We start from the raw sequence: 15,213 nt of genomic DNA, 5'->3' as shown, positions 1-15,213 counted from the left end.
CCACCCCCGCGCGCACACCGTTCCCCTCCCGACGATGTCCCTCATTCCCGCCCCGCGGCCGGTCGACCTTGCAGCGTTCGAAGCCCCCCAGGACGCCGCCGGCGTGCGCTACGGGCTGCCGCGCTACGTGCACTTCTGCAAACGCTGCGTCATCTCCAACCAGCGCCCCAATTCCGCGGTGGAGTACCAGCACACCAGGGACAGCAAGAAGGCGACGATCAACTTCGACGAGGAAGGCATCTGCGATGCCTGCCGCTTCGCCGAGCAGAAGCAGGGCACCATCGACTGGAAGCAGCGCGAGGACCAGCTCGCCGCGCTGTGCGACAAGTTCCGCAGCAAGTCGGGCTATGACTGCCTGGTGCCGGGCTCGGGCGGCAAGGACAGCTTCTACGCGTCGCACATCCTCAAGACGCGCTTCGGCATGCACCCACTGACGGTGACCTGGGCGCCGCACGTCTACACCGAGTGGGGCTGGCGCAACTTCCAGGCCTGGATCCACGCCGGCTTCGACAACGAACTGACGACGCCCAACGGCCGCGTGCACCGCCTGCTCACGCGGCTGGCGGTGGACAACCTGTTCCACCCGTTCCAGGCCTTCATGTTCGGGCAGAAGTCGCTGGCGCCGAAGATGGCGCTGCTGCACGACATCCCGTTCGTGATCTACGGCGAGAACGAGGCCGAGTACGGCAACCCGATCGGCGACACCAGCAGCGCCAAGCGCGACTGGTCGTACTTCACCGCTTCGGACAAGTCGCAGATCTACCTGGGCGGCACCTCGATCCAGAGCCTGTACGAGGACTTCGGCCTCGAGGAGCAGGACCTGCTGCCCTACCTGCCGGCCGACCCGGCGCAGATCCAGAAGCAGGACATCGAGGTGCACTACCTCGGCTACTACCTCAAGTGGCATCCGCAGAGCTGCTACTACTACGCGGTGGAACACGGCGGCTTCGAGGCCTCGCCCGAGCGCACGCCGGGCACGTACAGCAAGTACAACTCGATCGACGACCGCATCGACGACTTCCACTACCACACGACCTTCGTGAAGTTCGGCATCGGCCGCGCCACCTACGACGCCGCGCAGGAGATCCGCTCGGGCGACATCACGCGCGACGAAGGGGTGGCGCTGGTGCGCCGCTACGACGGCGAGTTCCCGGAGCGCTTCGCCGACGAGATCTTCCGCTACCTGAGCATCCCGGCGAAGGAGTTCCCGCAGGCCTCGAAGATGTTCGAGCAGCCGGTCATGGACAGGGACTACTACGCGAAGCTGGCCGACTCGTTCCGTTCGCCGCACCTGTGGAAGCGCGAAGGCGGCCAGTGGAAGCTGCGCCACGCGGTGCACGAGCCCGGCGCCACCTGATGCGGCACCTGCGCGTCATCGCCCGCCTGGACATCAAGGGGCCGAACCTGATCAAGGGCGTGCACCTCGAAGGCCTCCGGGTGGTGGGTGACCCGCACGAGCACGCGCTGCGCTACTACGCCGACGGCGCCGACGAACTGCTGTTCATCGACATCGTCGCCAGCCTGTACCAGCGCAACAACCTGTCCGACATCATCAAGCGCGCGGCCGACCGCGTGTACGTGCCGATCACCGTCGGCGGCGGCATCCGCTCGCTGGCCGACGTCGAGACCATGATGCATTCGGGTGCCGACAAGGTGGCGATCAACACCGCGGCCATCGCGCGGCCCGACCTCGTGGGCGAGGTCGCGCGGCGCTACGGCTCGCAGTGCATGGTGCTGGGCGTCGAAGCCAAGCGCGTTGCCCCGGGCCGCTGGGAGGCCTACACGGACAACGGCCGCGAGCGCACGGGCAAGGACGTCGTCGAGTGGGTGAAGGAAGCCGTCGCACGTGGCGCCGGCGAAATCCTGCTCACGTCCGTGGACCAGGAAGGCACGCGCAAGGGCTTCGACGTCCCGCTGGTGCAGGCCGTCTGTGACGCCGTCGCGGTGCCGGTGACCGCCAGTGGCGGCTTCGGCCAGGCCGAGGACATCGCCGCCGTCGCGCCGACCGGCGTCAGCGCCATCGCAGTCGCCGACGCGTTGCACTGGAAGCGCATGACGCTGCCCGGGATCAAGCAGCACGCCGCCGCCTGCGGCCTGGACGTGCGCATGGAAGGGCCGGCATGAGCGCCGCAAGCGTCACGGTGCTCGACTACGGCATCGGCAACCTGCTGAACGTGCTGCGCGCGCTGGAGCACTGCGGGGCGACGCCGCGCGTCGTGCAGCGTGCCAGTGCGGAAGACGCGAATGCCGACCGCCTCGTGCTGCCCGGCGTCGGCGCGTTCGGCGACGGCATGGCGGAACTGCGCGCGCGCGGCTTCGATGACACGGTGCAGCGCTTCGCGCAGACCGGGCGCCCGTTCCTCGGCATTTGCGTCGGCCTGCAGATGATGTTCGACGCCAGCGAGGAGATGGGCGAGCACGAAGGCCTCGGGCTGGTCGCCGGGCGTGTCGTCCCCGTGCCGTCGAAAGCCGTCGACGGCACGCCGCAACGCATCCCGCACATCGGCTGGCGGCCGCTGCAGCCCGCCGCGGAGTGGGCTGGAACGATCTTCGAAGGCGTCGCCCCGGGCGAGCGCGCCTACTTCGTGCACTCCTTCAGCGCCGAGCCGCGCGATCCGGCGGCGCGGTTGGCCAACGTCGACTACGGCGGCCATGCCATCTGCGCGGCGGTGCACCAGGACAACCTGTACGGCTGCCAGTTCCACCCCGAGCGCAGCGCGCACGCGGGGCTGGCGATGCTGCAACGCTTTCTCGAGGCATGAGCTCCGGCCTCACCATCGCGACGATCTGCGCCCGCGGTGGCAGCAAGGGCCTGCCGGGCAAGAACATCCGTCCCTTCGCCGGCCGCCCGCTGATCGCGCACACGATCGCGCAGGCGCTGGCCTGCAAGGCGCTGCACGGCGTCTACGTGTCGACCGACAGCGAGGAGATCGCGCAGGTCGCGAGTGACGCCGGCGCGCAGGTGCCGTACTTGCGTCCTCCCGAACTCGCCACCGACCAGGCCGGCAAGCTGCCCGTCATCGAGCACCTGGTGCGCCACCTGGAAGGGCAGGGCCTGGCGATCGACCGCGTCATCGACCTGCAGCCGACGTCGCCGCTGCGCCTGTCGTCGGACATCGACCGCGCCATGGCCATCGACGAGGACCTGGTGTTGAGCGTGCGCGCCGCGGCGGACAACCCGTACTTCAACCTCGTCGAACAGGCGGCGGATGGACTGCTGCACCTGTGCAAGGGCAACGGCACCGCGCGCCGGCAGGACACGCCCGCCGTTTACGCGCTCAACGGCTCGATCTACGTCTGGCGCCGCGCGGCGCTGGCCCATGCCGCGCTGCACGGGCTGTGGAGCGTGCGCTCCGCGCCTTACGAGATGCCCGGGTGGCGGTCGGTGGACATCGACACGCTGGATGACTTCGACCACGCCCAGTGGCTGTACGAACGCCACCGCGGGGAACTGCACGCATGAGCCGCGTCTTCGTCATCGCCGAAGCGGGCGTGAACCACAACGGCGACATCGCGCTCGCCCGCGCGCTGTGCGATGCCGCCAAGGCCACGGGTGCCGACGCCGTCAAGTTCCAGACCTTCCGCGCCGAGGACCTCGTGGTGCCCGGCGCGCCGACGGCGCAGTACCAGGAGCGGCAGACCGGCGCACAGGACCAGTTCGCGATGCTGCGGCAGCTGGAGCTGTCGCCCGAGCAGCACGTGCTGCTGCGCGACCACTGCGATGCGATCGGCATCGAATTCTTCTCCACGCCGTTTTCCGTGGCGGCCGTGGACATGCTCGTGCAACTCGGCGTGCGGCGCATGAAGCTGCCGTCGGGCGAGCTCACGCATCGCGCGCTCGTCGAGCATGCGTGCGCCACCGGGCTGCCCGTGCTCCTGTCCACCGGGATGGCGACCATGGACGAGATCCGCGAAGCGCTCGACTGGGCGCGTGGGGCACGCGGGTCGCTGGACGGCCTGACGCTGCTGCATTGCACGTCGGCCTATCCGGCGACCGACGAAGCACTGAATCTCACTGCCATCACCAGCATGCGGGCCGATCTCGGGCTGCCGATCGGCTACTCGGACCACAGCCTGGGCATCGAGGCGTCGCTGGCCGCGGTGGCGCTGGGAGCGACCGTCATCGAAAAGCACCTGACGCTCGACCGCAGGATGCCGGGCCCCGACCATGCGGCGTCGCTGGAGCAGGCGGAGTTCGAGGCCATGGTGCGCGGCATCCGCCGCATCGAGGCGATGCGCGGCGACGGCATCAAGGCGCCGCGCCCGCAGGAATTGGATGCGGCGCGTGTCGCGCGCCGCAGCATCGTCGCCGCCAGCGACATCGCCGCCGGTGCGGTGCTCACGCCGGAGATGCTCGCGTGCCGGCGCCCCGCCACGGGCATCGCGCCGCGTGACTGGGACCGCGTCGTCGGCCGTCGCATGCGTGGCGGCGTCGCTGCGGGCACCGTGCTGCAGTGGGACCACCTCGAGTCGGATTGAGCACCATGCCTGCGCGCCGCCTCCTCTACCTGTCCGGCACCCGCGCGGACTTCGGCCTGCTGGAACGCACGCTGGTCGCAGTGAACGCCACGCCCGGCCTCGAGGTGCAGGTCGCCGTCACGGGCACGCACCTGAGCGACACGCACGGGCGCACGGTCGACGAGGTCCGCGCGAGCGGACTGAGGGTCTGCGCCGAAGTCCCCGTCGACGTGCTCACCCGGACCGGCGCGAGCATGGCGCTCGCCATTGCCGACGTCGTCCGCGGCCTCGTGCCGGTGCTCGAGCGCGAACGGCCCGATGCGGTGCTGGTGCTCGGCGACCGTGGCGAGATGCTCGCCGCGGCGCTCGCCGCGCTGCACGTCGGCATCCCATGCGTGCACATCCACGGCGGCGAACGGTCGGGCACGGTGGACGAGCCCGTCCGGCATGCGATCAGCAAGCTCGCCAGCTACCACTTCGTCGCCACCGGCGCGGCGCGTGAACGGCTGGTGCGCATGGGCGAGGCCGAGGATCGCATCTTCGTCACGGGTGCACCCGGTCTCGACGGCCTGGTGGCCCTGGGCGACGTGCCGCGCGAGCAAGCGCTGCAGCAACTGCAGATGCCGGACGTCGGCGAGTTCGTGCTGGCGCTGTTCCACCCCGTCGTGCAGGAAGCCGGCGATGCCGCGGCGCAGGCCCGCAACCTGCTGCAGGCGCTGCGCGCGGTGGGCCTGCCGGTGCTGTGGATGGACCCGAACGCCGACGCCGGTTCGCGCCAGATCCTCGACGCGCTGGACGACGGGACACTGCCCGCCGGTTCGCGCCGCTGCACGCACCTCGCACGCCCGCTGTTCTGCGCCGCGCTGCGCCATTGCGCGGTGCTGGTGGGCAATTCGTCGTCCGGGATCATCGAAGCCGCCAGCTTCGGCACGCCGGTCGTGAACATCGGCAGCCGGCAGCACTTGCGCGAGCACGGCCCCAACGTCGTCGACGTGCCGGTCGACGCGGCCGCCATCGAAGAAGCCGTGCGCAAGCAGGTCGTCCATGGCCGATGGCCATGGGAGAATCCTTGGGGCGACGGGCAGGCTTCGGGCCGCATCACCCGCCTGCTGTCCACGATCGCGCTGGACGGTTCCGTCCTCGGCAAGACCAACAGCTACTGACGTGCAGTCCGCGCACACCACGCTCCTGATCCTCGGCGCCGGCGGCCATGGCCGCGTCGTCGCCGATGCCGCGCTCGCGCAGGGCACATGGGAGCGCGTGTGCGCGAGCGACCGCGATCCCGACCGGTGCCATGGCGAGTTGCTGCCGGGCGTGCCGCTGCAGGCACCCGATGCCCCCGGGCCGGCCGCCGTGCATATCGCGATCGGCGCCGCGACGGGTCGCGAGCGCGAGGCGCGCGCCGCTTCGCTGCCGCTGGCGACCGTCGTGCATCCGCATGCGAGCGTGTCGCCGCTGGCGCGCGTGGGCGCCGGCAGCTTCGTCGCTGCGCAGGCCGTGCTCGCGCCGCTGGCGCAGCTCGGGTCCTGCGTCATCGTCAACCATGGGGCCGTCATCGACCACGACTGCGTCGTCGGCGACTTCAGCCACGTGGCGCCGCTGGCCGCGCTCGGCGGCCAGGCGCGCGTCGGCGCGCGCGTGCTGGTGGGCGCCGGCGCACACCTTTTGCCCGGCGTGCGCGTGTGCGACGACGTCGTCATCGGCGCCGGTGCCGTCGTGCGGTCGGACATCGACGTGCCCGGCGTGTATGCCGGCGTGCCGGCCCGGAGGGTGCGATGAACGAGCAGCAGTTCCGTGCGCTGTGCGTGCCGGCGGGGTGCGCCGTGCGCGATGCGCTGGACGCCCTGGATCGCAGCGCCCGCGGCATCCTGCTGGTGACCGACGCGCAAGGCCGGCTGGTGCGCACCGTCACCGACGGTGACCTGCGTCGCGCCGCCCTGAATCGCGTCCCCGAATCGGCGTCCCTTGCGGACCTGCCCGCCAGCGCACCGCGAACCATCGGCGCGCACGAGCCGGTCGCCCGCGCCGTCGCCCTGATGGACGAGCACGAGATCGACCACATCCCGGTGGTCGATCCGCAAGGGCGCCCGATCGACCTCGTCATGCGGCGCGAGCTGTCGCAGCGCGTCTGGCTGTCCTCGCCGCACCTGGGCGAGGAGGAGACGGCGTTCGTCGAGGAAGCGTTCCGCACCAACTGGATCGCGCCGCTGGGCCCGCACGTCGACGGGTTCGAGCGCGAGCTCGCGGCGCACGTCGGCGTGGGCCACGCGGCCGCGCTCAGCTCCGGCACCGCCGCCATCCACCTGGGCCTGCTGCTGCTGGGCGTGCGTCCCGGCGACACGGTGTTCTGCTCCTCGCTCACCTTCGTCGGCAGCTGCAATCCGATCCTCTACTGCGGCGCGCGGCCGGTCTTCATCGATTCGGAGCCGGGCTCCTGGAACATGTCGCCGCAGGCACTGGAGCGCGCGTTCGAGTGGGCGCGCCGCGAGGGCCGCATGCCGCGTTGCCTGGTGCTCGTGAACCTGTACGGCCAGAGCGCGGACATGGACGTGCTGCTGCCCCTTTGCGAGAAGTACGGCGTCCCGGTCCTGGAAGACGCGGCGGAATCGCTCGGCGCGACGTACAAGGGCCGTCCGAGCGGCAGCTTCGGCCGCGTGGGCATCTTCTCGTTCAACGGCAACAAGATCATCACCACCTCCGGGGGCGGCATGCTGGTGAGCGACGACGCCGACCTGGTGGCGCGCGCCCGCAAGTTGTCGACTCAGGCGCGCGAGCCGGCACCGCACTACGAACACGTCGAGGTCGGCTTCAACTACCGCATGAGCAACGTGCTTGCCGGCATCGGCCGCGGGCAGTTGCGCGTGCTCGGGCAGCGGGTCGAACGGCGCCGCGCCGTGTACGACGCCTACCGGCGTGAACTCGCCGGTGTCGGCGGCCTGCAATGGATGCCCGAGCCGGCCGGCATGCGGTCCACGCGCTGGCTCACCTGCCTCGCGCTCGATGGCGACCGCGCCGGCGAGCGCCGCGACCGCATCCTGCGCTCGCTGGAACGCCACTCCATCGAGGCGCGGCCGGTCTGGAAGCCGATGCACCTGCAGCCGCTGTTCCAGGGCTGCGAGTACTTCCCGCATGCCGAAGGCGACGACGTCTCGGCGCGGCTCTTCGCCGGCGGGCTGTGCCTGCCGTCCGGGTCGAACATGCCCGACGAGCTGCTGGGCCGCGTGATCGACCACCTGCGGCGCGCGCTGGCGCACGCGGAGGCGCCGGGTGCGGCGGCTGCTGTCTAGGGGCGCGCTCGTCGCCTTCGTCGTCGACGTCCTGCTGGGTGTCGTCGCGTGGTGGCTGGCGTTCTGGCTCCGCTTCAACCTCGACATCCCGGACGAGTTCGCGCGCCTCGCCTGGTCGACGCTCGCCTGGTGCACGCTCGGCACCGTCGTGGGCCTGGCGCTTCGCCGCGTCGACCGGCACGTGTGGACGCACACCGGCTTGCCGGAAATCAGCCGCGTGGCCGAGGGCGTGGCGCTGGGTGGCATCTTCACCGCCGTCGCAGTACTGATGCTGCGCGTGCCGGACTTCCCGCGGTCGGTGCTGCTGCTGCAGCCGATCCTCGCCTTCCTGCTCATGGGCCTGGCGCGTGCCGCCTGGCGCATCCAGGCCGAAGGCAGCCTGCAGGGCGGCACGCCGCTGGTGGTGGTCGGCACCCTCGACCAGGCGTCGGAGGCCCTGCGCGCGCTGCGCGCGTCGAACCGCTGGCGCGCCATCGGCATCCTGTCGCCGCTGCGCACGGACCGCGGCCGCACGCTGCAGGGCGTGCGCGTGCTGGGCACCGTCGCCGACCTGCCCACCGTCTGCGCAGCCGTGGACGTGCGGGCCGCGCTCGTCGCCAGCCCGCCGGGGTCGGAGCAGCGGCGCGAGGCGCTGCTCCTGGCCGCCGAGTCCCAGATCACGCTGATGACGATGCCGCGCGCCGACGAATGGCTGCGCGCGGAGAGCGCCGGCCCGCGCAAGGTGGAACTCGAGGACCTGCTCGGACGAGCGCCCGTGGAACTCGACGTGCAGGGCCTGGCCGGCATGGTGTCGGGGCAGACCGTGCTGGTCACCGGCGCCGGCGGCTCCATCGGCTCGGAACTGTGCCGCCAGATCGCGCGCTTCGGCGCCGCGCGCCTGGTGTGCGTGGACGTGTCGGAGTACGCCATCTACCAGCTCGAGCAGGAGCTGCAGGAATCGCATCCGCAGATGCGCGGCATCTACTACACGGCCAACGTGCGCGACCCGGAGCGCCTGCTTGCGATCGCGACGCGCCATGCCCCCGCGGTGGTGTTCCATGCCGCGGCATACAAGCACGTGCCGCTGATGGAGCAGCTGAACGAGATCGAGGCGCTGCGCACGAACGTCATCGGCACGCTGCACGCGGCGACGGTGGCGGCGCAGTGCGGCGCGAGCCGCTTCGTGATGATCTCCACCGACAAGGCGGTCAACCCGACCAACGTGATGGGCGCCAGCAAGCGCCTGGCGGAACTGGCGGTGCAGGCGGTGGCCGCGCAACACACCGGCACCAGCTTCGTGTCGGTGCGTTTCGGCAACGTGCTGGGATCCAGCGGCTCGGTGGTGCCGCTGTTCACGCGCCAGATCGCGCGCGGCGGCCCGGTGACCGTGACGCACCCGGACATCGTGCGCTACTTCATGACCATCCCCGAGGCCGCGCAGCTCGTGCTGCAGGCCGCGCTGATGGGGCGGTCGGGCCAGATCTTCGTGCTGGACATGGGCGAACCGGTGCGCATCGTCGAACTCGCGCGCATGCTCATTCGCCTGTCGGGACACACCGAAGAGGAGATCCCGATCACCTTCACGGGCCTGCGCCCCGGCGAGAAGCTGTTCGAGGAGCTGCTGGCCGACGACGAGACCACCTTGACGACGCCCCATCCCAAGCTGCGCATCGCGAAGACCGGCGGGCAGGTCCCGGACGTGCAGGCGCTGCAGCAGTGGATCGAGGGCGCCGGCCCCGCGCCTTCGGAGCGCGACCTGCGGGCGTGGTTGAAGGCGCAGGTGCCCGAGTACCAGCCGCGCTGACGTCGGCGGCTGCTAGCCGGCGATGCCGGTCTTGGCGAGCACGTCGCTCACCAGCTCGAGCCGCACCAGCGGGTTGTCCAGTTCCATCAGGCGCTGCTTGAGCGGCACCGGCATCGGCAGCAGCTCGCACCAGCGGTTGGCCACCCAGCCGCAATCGTCCAGCCGCAGCGGCTCGGGCACCGGCATCTGGTCGGGCCCGATCGCCTTCTCGTGCAGCGACTGCACCAGCTTCGCCAGAGCATCGGCCGTCGACCGCAGGTCGTCGGGAACCGGCACGGACTTGTCGGAAGCGATCTGCTGCACGTCCGCGACCCACAGCCCGTGCTTGAGCTGGTCGCTCGACGTGATGCGGAAGCGCTGGCCGCCGGTCGCGCGGATCATCAGCAGGCCGGCGCGGGGTTGCTCGAACGATGTGATGGTGGCCAGCGTGCCGACGGTCGCGAACGCCTCGCGCCCGGCGCCCGGCGTGCGCACCTCGTGCCCCTGGGTGAGCGACACCACGCCGAACGGCGCGCCGGCGCGGTGGCAGCGCTGGACCATGTCGAGGTAGCGGACCTCGAACACGCGCAGGGGCAGCACGCCGTCCGGGAACAGCACCGTTCCCAGCGGGAACAGGGGCAGCGACTGCAGGGTGAGGGCGGAAGTCAAGAGTGGCGCGGGAGACGCCGCTATCATCCCACGGCACGACAAAAGGCGGGGGGCCGTGGCTTTCGACATCGTTTCGTATCTGCTCGAGGTGGCCGCCGGCCTGTTCGGCGGCGCCTGCTTGCTGCGGCTCTTCATGCAGTGGCAGCGCGTGCCCTTCGGCAACCCCATCGGCCGCTTCGTGTTCGCCATCACCGACTGGCTGGTGCTGCCGCTGCGCAAGGTGCTGCCCGCCATCGGCCGCATCGACACCGCGAGCCTGGTGGCGGCCTACCTCATCGAGTGCGCGCAGTGGCTGCTGATCCTGGCCATGCGCGGGCACATCGAGGTCGACTGGCTGCTGGGCATGGCGCTGTTCGGGCTCATCCGCCTGGCCATCTCGGCCATGATGGCCCTGGTGCTGGTCTACGCGATCCTGTCGTGGATCCAGAACGACTCGCCGATGGCCGACGTGATCGACCGCCTGTGCGAGCCGCTGCTGCGGCCGATCCGCAAGGTGCTGCCTCTGGTTGGCGGGCTGGACCTGTCGCCGCTGGTGCTGCTGGTGCTGCTGCAGGTGGCGCTGATGGTGCTCACCGCCGCCTTCCGCGGCTTCTAGCAGCAGGCTCCAGCCGCGTCAGATCACCGCGTCGGCTGGCTGGCGCTGCAGCATGGCCAGCACGCTGGCCACGCGCTTGCGCAGTTCGCGGCGGTCGCAGATGAAGTCGACGCCGCCCTTCTGCTGCAGGAATTCCGCGCGCTGGAAGCCCTCGGGCAGCGTGACGCGCACGGTGGACTCGATCACGCGCGGGCCTGCGAAGCCGATGAGGGCCTTCGGCTCGGCGATGACGACGTCGCCCATGAACGCGAAGCCGGCGCTGACGCCGCCCATCGTGGGGTCGGTCAGCACGCTGACGTAGGGCAGGCCCTTCTTCGCCAGGCGCGTGAGCGCGGCGTTGGTCTTGGCCATCTGCATCAGCGACAGCAGCCCTTCCTGCATGCGCGCGCCGCCCGTGGCGGTGAAGCACACGAATGGCACCTTCTGCTCGATGGCGCTCTCGACGCCGCGCACGAAGCGCTCGCCGACCACGCTGCCCATGCTGCCGCCCATGAAGTCGAACTCGAACGCCGCCGCGACCAGGCTGATGCCGTGCACGGCGCCGCCCATCACGACCAGCGCGTCGGTCTCGCCGGTGTTCTCCAGCGCTTCCTTCAGCCGCTGCGGGTACTTGCGGCTGTCCTGGAACTTCAGCGCGTCGACCGGCAGCACTTCCTGCCCGATCTCCCAGCGGCCTTCCGGGTCGAGGAACGCATTCAGGCGCGGGCGCGCGTTGATGCGGTGGTGGTGGCTGCAGTTGGGGCAGACGTTGACGTTCTGCTCGAGGTCGGTCTTGTACAGCACCGTCTCGCAGCTGGGGCACTTGACCCACAGGCCCTCGGGCACGCTGCGGCGCTCGGTCGGGTCGGTGGGTTGGATCTTCGGGGGAAGGAGTTTCTCGAGCCAGCTCATGGACGGTGGGGGTCTCCGGGGGAGGGTGCGATTTTACTTGTCGAGCGCCTGGCGGATCCCGCGCAGGAACTCGGCGGCCGCGGACGCAACTTTGTCACGCGGCTGCTCTTCGACGACCTGGATCAGGCGGGTGCCGATCACGACCGCGTCGGCCACGCGGCCCACCGCCGTGGCGGTGGCCGCGTCGCGGATGCCGAAGCCCACCCCGACCGGCACGCGCACGTGCTTGCGGATGCGCGGGAGCGCTTCCTCGACCGCGGACGTGTCGAGATGGCCCGCGCCGGTGACGCCCTTGAGCGACACGTAGTAGACGTAGCCGCTCGCGACGCGCGCGACCTGGGCCATGCGCTCGTCGGTCGACGTCGGCGCCAGCAGGAAGATGAGGTCCAGGCCCGCGGCCTTCAGGTCCGCGGCGAACTGCTCGCATTCCTCCGGCGGGTAGTCGACGACCAGGATGCCGTCGACGCCGGCCGCGGCCGCGTCGCGGATGAACGCGCCCGTGCCGTGGCGCAGGTCGTAGCGCTCGACCGGGTTCGCGTAGCCCATCAGGACCACCGGTGTCTGGTCGTCCCTGACCCGGAAGTCGCGCACCATGGCCAGCACTTGGGCCATGCCGACGCCCAGCGCCAGCGCCTTCTCCCCCGCCTTCTGGATCACGGGACCGTCGGCCATCGGGTCCGAGAAGGGGACGCCGAGCTCGATGACGTCGGCACCCGCCTCGACCATGCCGTGCATCAGCGACGGCGTGACGTCGGCGAACGGGAAGCCGGCGGTGACGTAGGGAATGAGGGCCTTGCGGCCTTGCGCGCGCAGGCGCTCGAAGGTGGCGGCGATGCGGCTCATCGCTTCACCTGCAGGCCGCGCATCGAGGGCCGGTCGTAGAAGTCGACGCCGGCGAGGTCGGCGACGGTGCCGATGTCCTTGTCGCCGCGGCCCGACAGGTTGACCAGCAGCACCTGGTCCTTGCCCATGGTCGGTGCCACCTTCATCGCATAGGCGACGGCATGGCTCGATTCGAGCGCGGGGATGATGCCTTCGGTGCGGCACAGGTGGTGGAAGGCCTGCAGCGCCTCGGCGTCGGTGATGCCGACGTACTCGGCGCGCTTGGTGTCCTTCAGCCACGCGTGCTCCGGGCCGACGCCGGGATAGTCGAGGCCCGCGCTGATGCTGTGGGTCTCGGTGATCTGTCCGTTGTCGTCCTGCAGGATGTAGGTGCGGTTGCCGTGCAGCACGCCCGGGCTGCCGCGTTGCAGCGACGCGGAGTGCTTGCCGCTGTCCAGGCCCTGTCCCGCGGCCTCGACGCCGATCAGGCGCACGTCGGGGAACGGGATGTAGGGATGGAAGATGCCCATCGCGTTGCTGCCGCCGCCGACGCACGCGATCACGGCATCGGGCTGGCGGCCCGCGAGCTGCGGCATCTGCTCGAGGCATTCGTTGCCGATCACGCTCTGGAAGTCGCGCACCATCATCGGGTACGGATGCGGGCCGGCGACGGTGCCGATGATGTAGAACGTGTTCTCGACGTTGGTGACCCAGTCGCGCATCGCCTCGTTCAGCGCGTCCTTCAGCGTCTTGCTGCCGGAATCGACGGGCACGACGGTCGCCCCCAGCAGGTTCATCCGGTAGACGTTCGGGCTCTGGCGCTTGACGTCCTCGCTGCCCATGTACACCACGCACTCGAGGCCGTAGCGCGCGCAGATGGTGGCGGTGGCCACGCCGTGCTGGCCGGCGCCGGTCTCGGCGATCACGCGCGGCTTGCCCATGCGGCGCGCGAGCATCGCCTGGCCGATCACGTTGTTGATCTTGTGCGCGCCCGTGTGGTTCAGGTCTTCGCGTTTCAGGTAGATCTGCGCGCCGCCAAGTTCGCGGCTCATGCGCTCGGCGTGGTAGACGGGCGAGGGGCGCCCGACGAAGTGCGCGAGCTCCCAGCGGAATTCGGCGAGGAATTGCGGGTCGTGCTGGTAGCGCGCGTAGGCGTCGCGCAGTTCGTTGATCGCGTGGGTCAGCGTCTCGCTGACGAAGCTGCCGCCATAGGGGCCGAAGTGGCCCCGGGCGTCAGGTTGGGGAGAGGAGGGCATCGGTGGACCTTGCAAGGAGCGCGTCGGCGGCGCGCACGGCCGCGACGAACTGATGGATCTTGGCGGGGTCCTTCACGCCCTTGGCGCGTTCGACCCCGGAACTCACATCAACGGCCAGCGTCCTGCAACGCGGCCGCACTTGCAAGATGCCATCGCCCACGCTTGCAGGTGTGAGCCCACCAGACAAGACGAGGTGAGCGTTGACGCTTGGTGGAAGACGTGACCAATCGAATGCCTTGCCGGCGCCGCCGTAGCCCTCGACATGCGCGTCGAGGAGGATGGCCGTGGCGCCTTCGTGGAGCGAGGCAAAGTTTACCAAGTCGAAGGGCACGGACGCCTCGAGCGGGATGCGCGCCGCGCGCATCCACGGCCGGGCACCGGCGGCCTGCGCGCACTGCCGGGGGGTCTCGTCGCCGTGGAACTGCAGCGTCGCGCCCGGCACCAGGTCACAGGCCGCGCGGACTTCCTCGGCCGTCGCATTCACGGACAGCAGCACCGGCGTCACGAAGGGCGGCAGCGTGCGCGCGAGTTGCGCGGCGCGCTCGGCGGTGACGAAGCGCGGGCTCTTGGCGTACAGCACGAAGCCGACGGCGTCAGCGCCTGCCTCGACGGCGGCAGCGACATCCTCTTCGCGCGTGAGGCCGCAGATCTTGATGCGCGTGCGCTGGCTCGGCGGGGACGTGGCGGCGCTCATGGCAGCCAATCATAGGCAGGGGTGCGGTCCGGCAAGCCCCAGTGGTCTTCGTACACCGGCCCGAGGAAGTACAGCCCGTCCGGCGCGAACGTGGGCGCGGCCGCGTCACGGCTGCGCGCGGCAAGCACCTCGTCCATCCACGCGGCGGGTTGCTGGCCGCTGCCGATGGCGACGAGGCAGCCCATGACGTTGCGGATCATGTGGTGCAGGAAGGCGTCGGCCTCGAACTCGAAGCGCCAGTACGCGCCACGGCGGCTGATGCCGATGCGCCGCATCGTCTTGACCGGCGAGCGGGCCTGGCAGGCGGAGGCGCGGAACGACGTGAAGTCGTGCGTGCCGAGCAGCTTGTCGGCGGCGGTGCGCATCGCAACGGCATCGAGCGGGCGGAACACCCAGCCCGCGCGGCCGGCTTCGACGGCCGGACGCACGGGCGATTCCAGCAGCACGTACGCGTAGCGCCGCGCGACGGCGCTCGCGCGCGAGTGGAAGGCGTCCGGGACGGGCTGCGCCCACTGCACCGCGATGTCGGGCGGCAGGAACGCGTTGGTGCCGCGCACCCAAGAGAACGGCTCCCGTCGCACCTCGGTGTCGAAGTGCACGACCTGCATCAGGCCGTGCACGCCGGCATCGGTGCGGCCGGCGCAGACGGTGGAAACGGGCCGGTCGGCGAAGCGGGCGAGGGCCGCCTCGAGGTGGTCCTGGACGGTGCGGCCGGACGGCTGGCTCTGCCAGCCGTCGTAAGCCTGTCCCAGGTAGCTGATGCCGAGTGCCCACCTCAC

16 protein-coding genes are annotated in these 15,213 nt (G+C 70.6%); 10 read left to right on the top strand and 6 right to left on the bottom strand.

What is annotated here, in order from left to right; genetic code table 11:
• Positions 1–34: 34 nt before the first annotated feature.
• The 9 genes from I8E28_RS16990 to I8E28_RS16950 are packed head-to-tail and all read left to right on the top strand — an operon-like array spanning position 35 to position 9,528.
• Positions 35–1,357 (top strand): N-acetyl sugar amidotransferase, encoded by a 1,323-nt coding sequence (locus I8E28_RS16990; RefSeq protein WP_200789299.1) that lies wholly within the window; start codon positions 35–37, stop codon positions 1,355–1,357.
• Positions 1,357–2,124 carry an imidazole glycerol phosphate synthase subunit HisF gene (gene hisF, locus I8E28_RS16985; protein ID WP_200789298.1) on the top strand — a complete coding sequence of 256 codons (768 nt, stop codon included), beginning with the start codon at positions 1,357–1,359 and terminating at the stop codon, positions 2,122–2,124. Before I8E28_RS16990 ends, hisF begins: the two co-directional genes overlap by 1 nt.
• The gene (gene hisH / locus I8E28_RS16980) at positions 2,121–2,762 is read left to right on the top strand and encodes an imidazole glycerol phosphate synthase subunit HisH (RefSeq protein WP_200789297.1); all 642 of its coding nucleotides are present in this window, start codon (positions 2,121–2,123) and stop codon (positions 2,760–2,762) included. The genes hisF and hisH overlap by 4 nt, the downstream gene beginning before the upstream one ends.
• Positions 2,759–3,463 (top strand): acylneuraminate cytidylyltransferase family protein, encoded by a 705-nt coding sequence (locus I8E28_RS16975; RefSeq protein ID WP_200789296.1) that lies wholly within the window; start codon positions 2,759–2,761, stop codon positions 3,461–3,463. The genes hisH and I8E28_RS16975 overlap by 4 nt, the downstream gene beginning before the upstream one ends.
• On the top strand, positions 3,460–4,479 hold the full coding sequence (gene neuB / locus I8E28_RS16970; RefSeq protein ID WP_200789295.1) for an N-acetylneuraminate synthase: 1,020 nt from the start codon (positions 3,460–3,462) through the stop codon (positions 4,477–4,479). Before I8E28_RS16975 ends, neuB begins: the two co-directional genes overlap by 4 nt.
• Before the next feature lie 5 nt (positions 4,480–4,484).
• Positions 4,485–5,621, top strand: a complete 1,137-nt coding sequence (gene neuC, locus I8E28_RS16965) for a UDP-N-acetylglucosamine 2-epimerase (protein WP_200789294.1) — start codon at positions 4,485–4,487, stop codon at positions 5,619–5,621.
• Position 5,622: 1 nt separating this feature from the next.
• Positions 5,623–6,237: an acetyltransferase gene (locus tag I8E28_RS16960; protein ID WP_338050797.1), complete on the top strand. Its 615-nt coding sequence runs from the start codon at positions 5,623–5,625 to the stop codon at positions 6,235–6,237.
• The gene (locus tag I8E28_RS16955; protein ID WP_200789292.1) at positions 6,234–7,745 is read left to right on the top strand and encodes a DegT/DnrJ/EryC1/StrS family aminotransferase; all 1,512 of its coding nucleotides are present in this window, start codon (positions 6,234–6,236) and stop codon (positions 7,743–7,745) included. Before I8E28_RS16960 ends, I8E28_RS16955 begins: the two co-directional genes overlap by 4 nt.
• Complete coding sequence (locus I8E28_RS16950) at positions 7,726–9,528, top strand: polysaccharide biosynthesis protein (protein ID WP_338050796.1); 1,803 nt, start codon at positions 7,726–7,728, stop codon at positions 9,526–9,528. Before I8E28_RS16955 ends, I8E28_RS16950 begins: the two co-directional genes overlap by 20 nt.
• A gap of 12 nt (positions 9,529–9,540) precedes the next feature.
• Here the strand turns inward: I8E28_RS16950 and I8E28_RS16945 are convergent, their stop codons facing one another.
• Positions 9,541–10,176 (bottom strand): LON peptidase substrate-binding domain-containing protein, encoded by a 636-nt coding sequence (locus I8E28_RS16945; protein WP_200789291.1) that lies wholly within the window; start codon positions 10,174–10,176, stop codon positions 9,541–9,543.
• A 55-nt stretch (positions 10,177–10,231) separates the two neighbouring features.
• Here I8E28_RS16945 and I8E28_RS16940 point away from each other — a divergent pair, with 55 nt between their 5' ends.
• The gene (locus I8E28_RS16940; protein ID WP_200789290.1) at positions 10,232–10,771 is read left to right on the top strand and encodes a YggT family protein; all 540 of its coding nucleotides are present in this window, start codon (positions 10,232–10,234) and stop codon (positions 10,769–10,771) included.
• 18 nt (positions 10,772–10,789) lie between these two features.
• On the opposite strand, the gene accD is transcribed toward I8E28_RS16940, so the two are convergent.
• Genes accD through truA form a run of 5 tightly spaced genes read right to left on the bottom strand, consistent with a single transcriptional unit; the run spans position 10,790 to position 15,213 of the window.
• Positions 10,790–11,662 (bottom strand): acetyl-CoA carboxylase, carboxyltransferase subunit beta, encoded by an 873-nt coding sequence (gene accD, locus I8E28_RS16935; RefSeq protein WP_200789289.1) that lies wholly within the window; start codon positions 11,660–11,662, stop codon positions 10,790–10,792.
• Positions 11,663–11,695: 33 nt separating this feature from the next.
• Positions 11,696–12,505 carry a tryptophan synthase subunit alpha gene (gene trpA, locus I8E28_RS16930; RefSeq protein ID WP_200789288.1) on the bottom strand — a complete coding sequence of 270 codons (810 nt, stop codon included), beginning with the start codon at positions 12,503–12,505 and terminating at the stop codon, positions 11,696–11,698.
• Positions 12,502–13,740, bottom strand: a complete 1,239-nt coding sequence (gene trpB / locus I8E28_RS16925; protein WP_200789287.1) for a tryptophan synthase subunit beta — start codon at positions 13,738–13,740, stop codon at positions 12,502–12,504. The genes trpA and trpB overlap by 4 nt, the downstream gene beginning before the upstream one ends.
• Entirely contained in the window at positions 13,718–14,434 is a 717-nt protein-coding gene (locus tag I8E28_RS16920; RefSeq protein ID WP_200789286.1) for a phosphoribosylanthranilate isomerase, read from the bottom strand. Before I8E28_RS16920 ends, trpB begins: the two co-directional genes overlap by 23 nt.
• Complete coding sequence (gene truA, locus I8E28_RS16915) at positions 14,431–15,213, bottom strand: tRNA pseudouridine(38-40) synthase TruA (protein WP_200789285.1); 783 nt, start codon at positions 15,211–15,213, stop codon at positions 14,431–14,433. Before truA ends, I8E28_RS16920 begins: the two co-directional genes overlap by 4 nt.

Origin of the sequence: Ramlibacter algicola (assembly GCF_016641735.1) — a bacterium.
Taxonomy (GTDB): domain Bacteria; phylum Pseudomonadota; class Gammaproteobacteria; order Burkholderiales; family Burkholderiaceae_C; genus Ramlibacter; species Ramlibacter algicola.
This window is presented reverse-complemented; position numbering and strand designations above follow the sequence as displayed.

Bases quoted from the DNA above. Each gene is read 5' to 3' on its own strand.
- I8E28_RS16990 (WP_200789299.1), top strand. From the start codon at position 35: ATGTCCCTCATTCCCGCCCCGCGGCCGGTCGACCTTGCAGCGTTCGAA.
- hisF (WP_200789298.1), top strand. From the start codon at position 1,357: ATGCGGCACCTGCGCGTCATCGCCCGCCTGGACATCAAGGGGCCGAAC.
- hisH (WP_200789297.1), top strand. From the start codon at position 2,121: ATGAGCGCCGCAAGCGTCACGGTGCTCGACTACGGCATCGGCAACCTG.
- I8E28_RS16975 (WP_200789296.1), top strand. From the start codon at position 2,759: ATGAGCTCCGGCCTCACCATCGCGACGATCTGCGCCCGCGGTGGCAGC.
- neuB (WP_200789295.1), top strand. From the start codon at position 3,460: ATGAGCCGCGTCTTCGTCATCGCCGAAGCGGGCGTGAACCACAACGGC.
- neuC (WP_200789294.1), top strand. From the start codon at position 4,485: ATGCCTGCGCGCCGCCTCCTCTACCTGTCCGGCACCCGCGCGGACTTC.
- I8E28_RS16955 (WP_200789292.1), top strand. From the start codon at position 6,234: ATGAACGAGCAGCAGTTCCGTGCGCTGTGCGTGCCGGCGGGGTGCGCC.
- accD (WP_200789289.1), bottom strand. From the start codon at position 11,662: ATGAGCTGGCTCGAGAAACTCCTTCCCCCGAAGATCCAACCCACCGAC.
- trpA (WP_200789288.1), bottom strand. From the start codon at position 12,505: ATGAGCCGCATCGCCGCCACCTTCGAGCGCCTGCGCGCGCAAGGCCGC.
- trpB (WP_200789287.1), bottom strand. From the start codon at position 13,740: ATGCCCTCCTCTCCCCAACCTGACGCCCGGGGCCACTTCGGCCCCTAT.
- I8E28_RS16920 (WP_200789286.1), bottom strand. From the start codon at position 14,434: ATGAGCGCCGCCACGTCCCCGCCGAGCCAGCGCACGCGCATCAAGATC.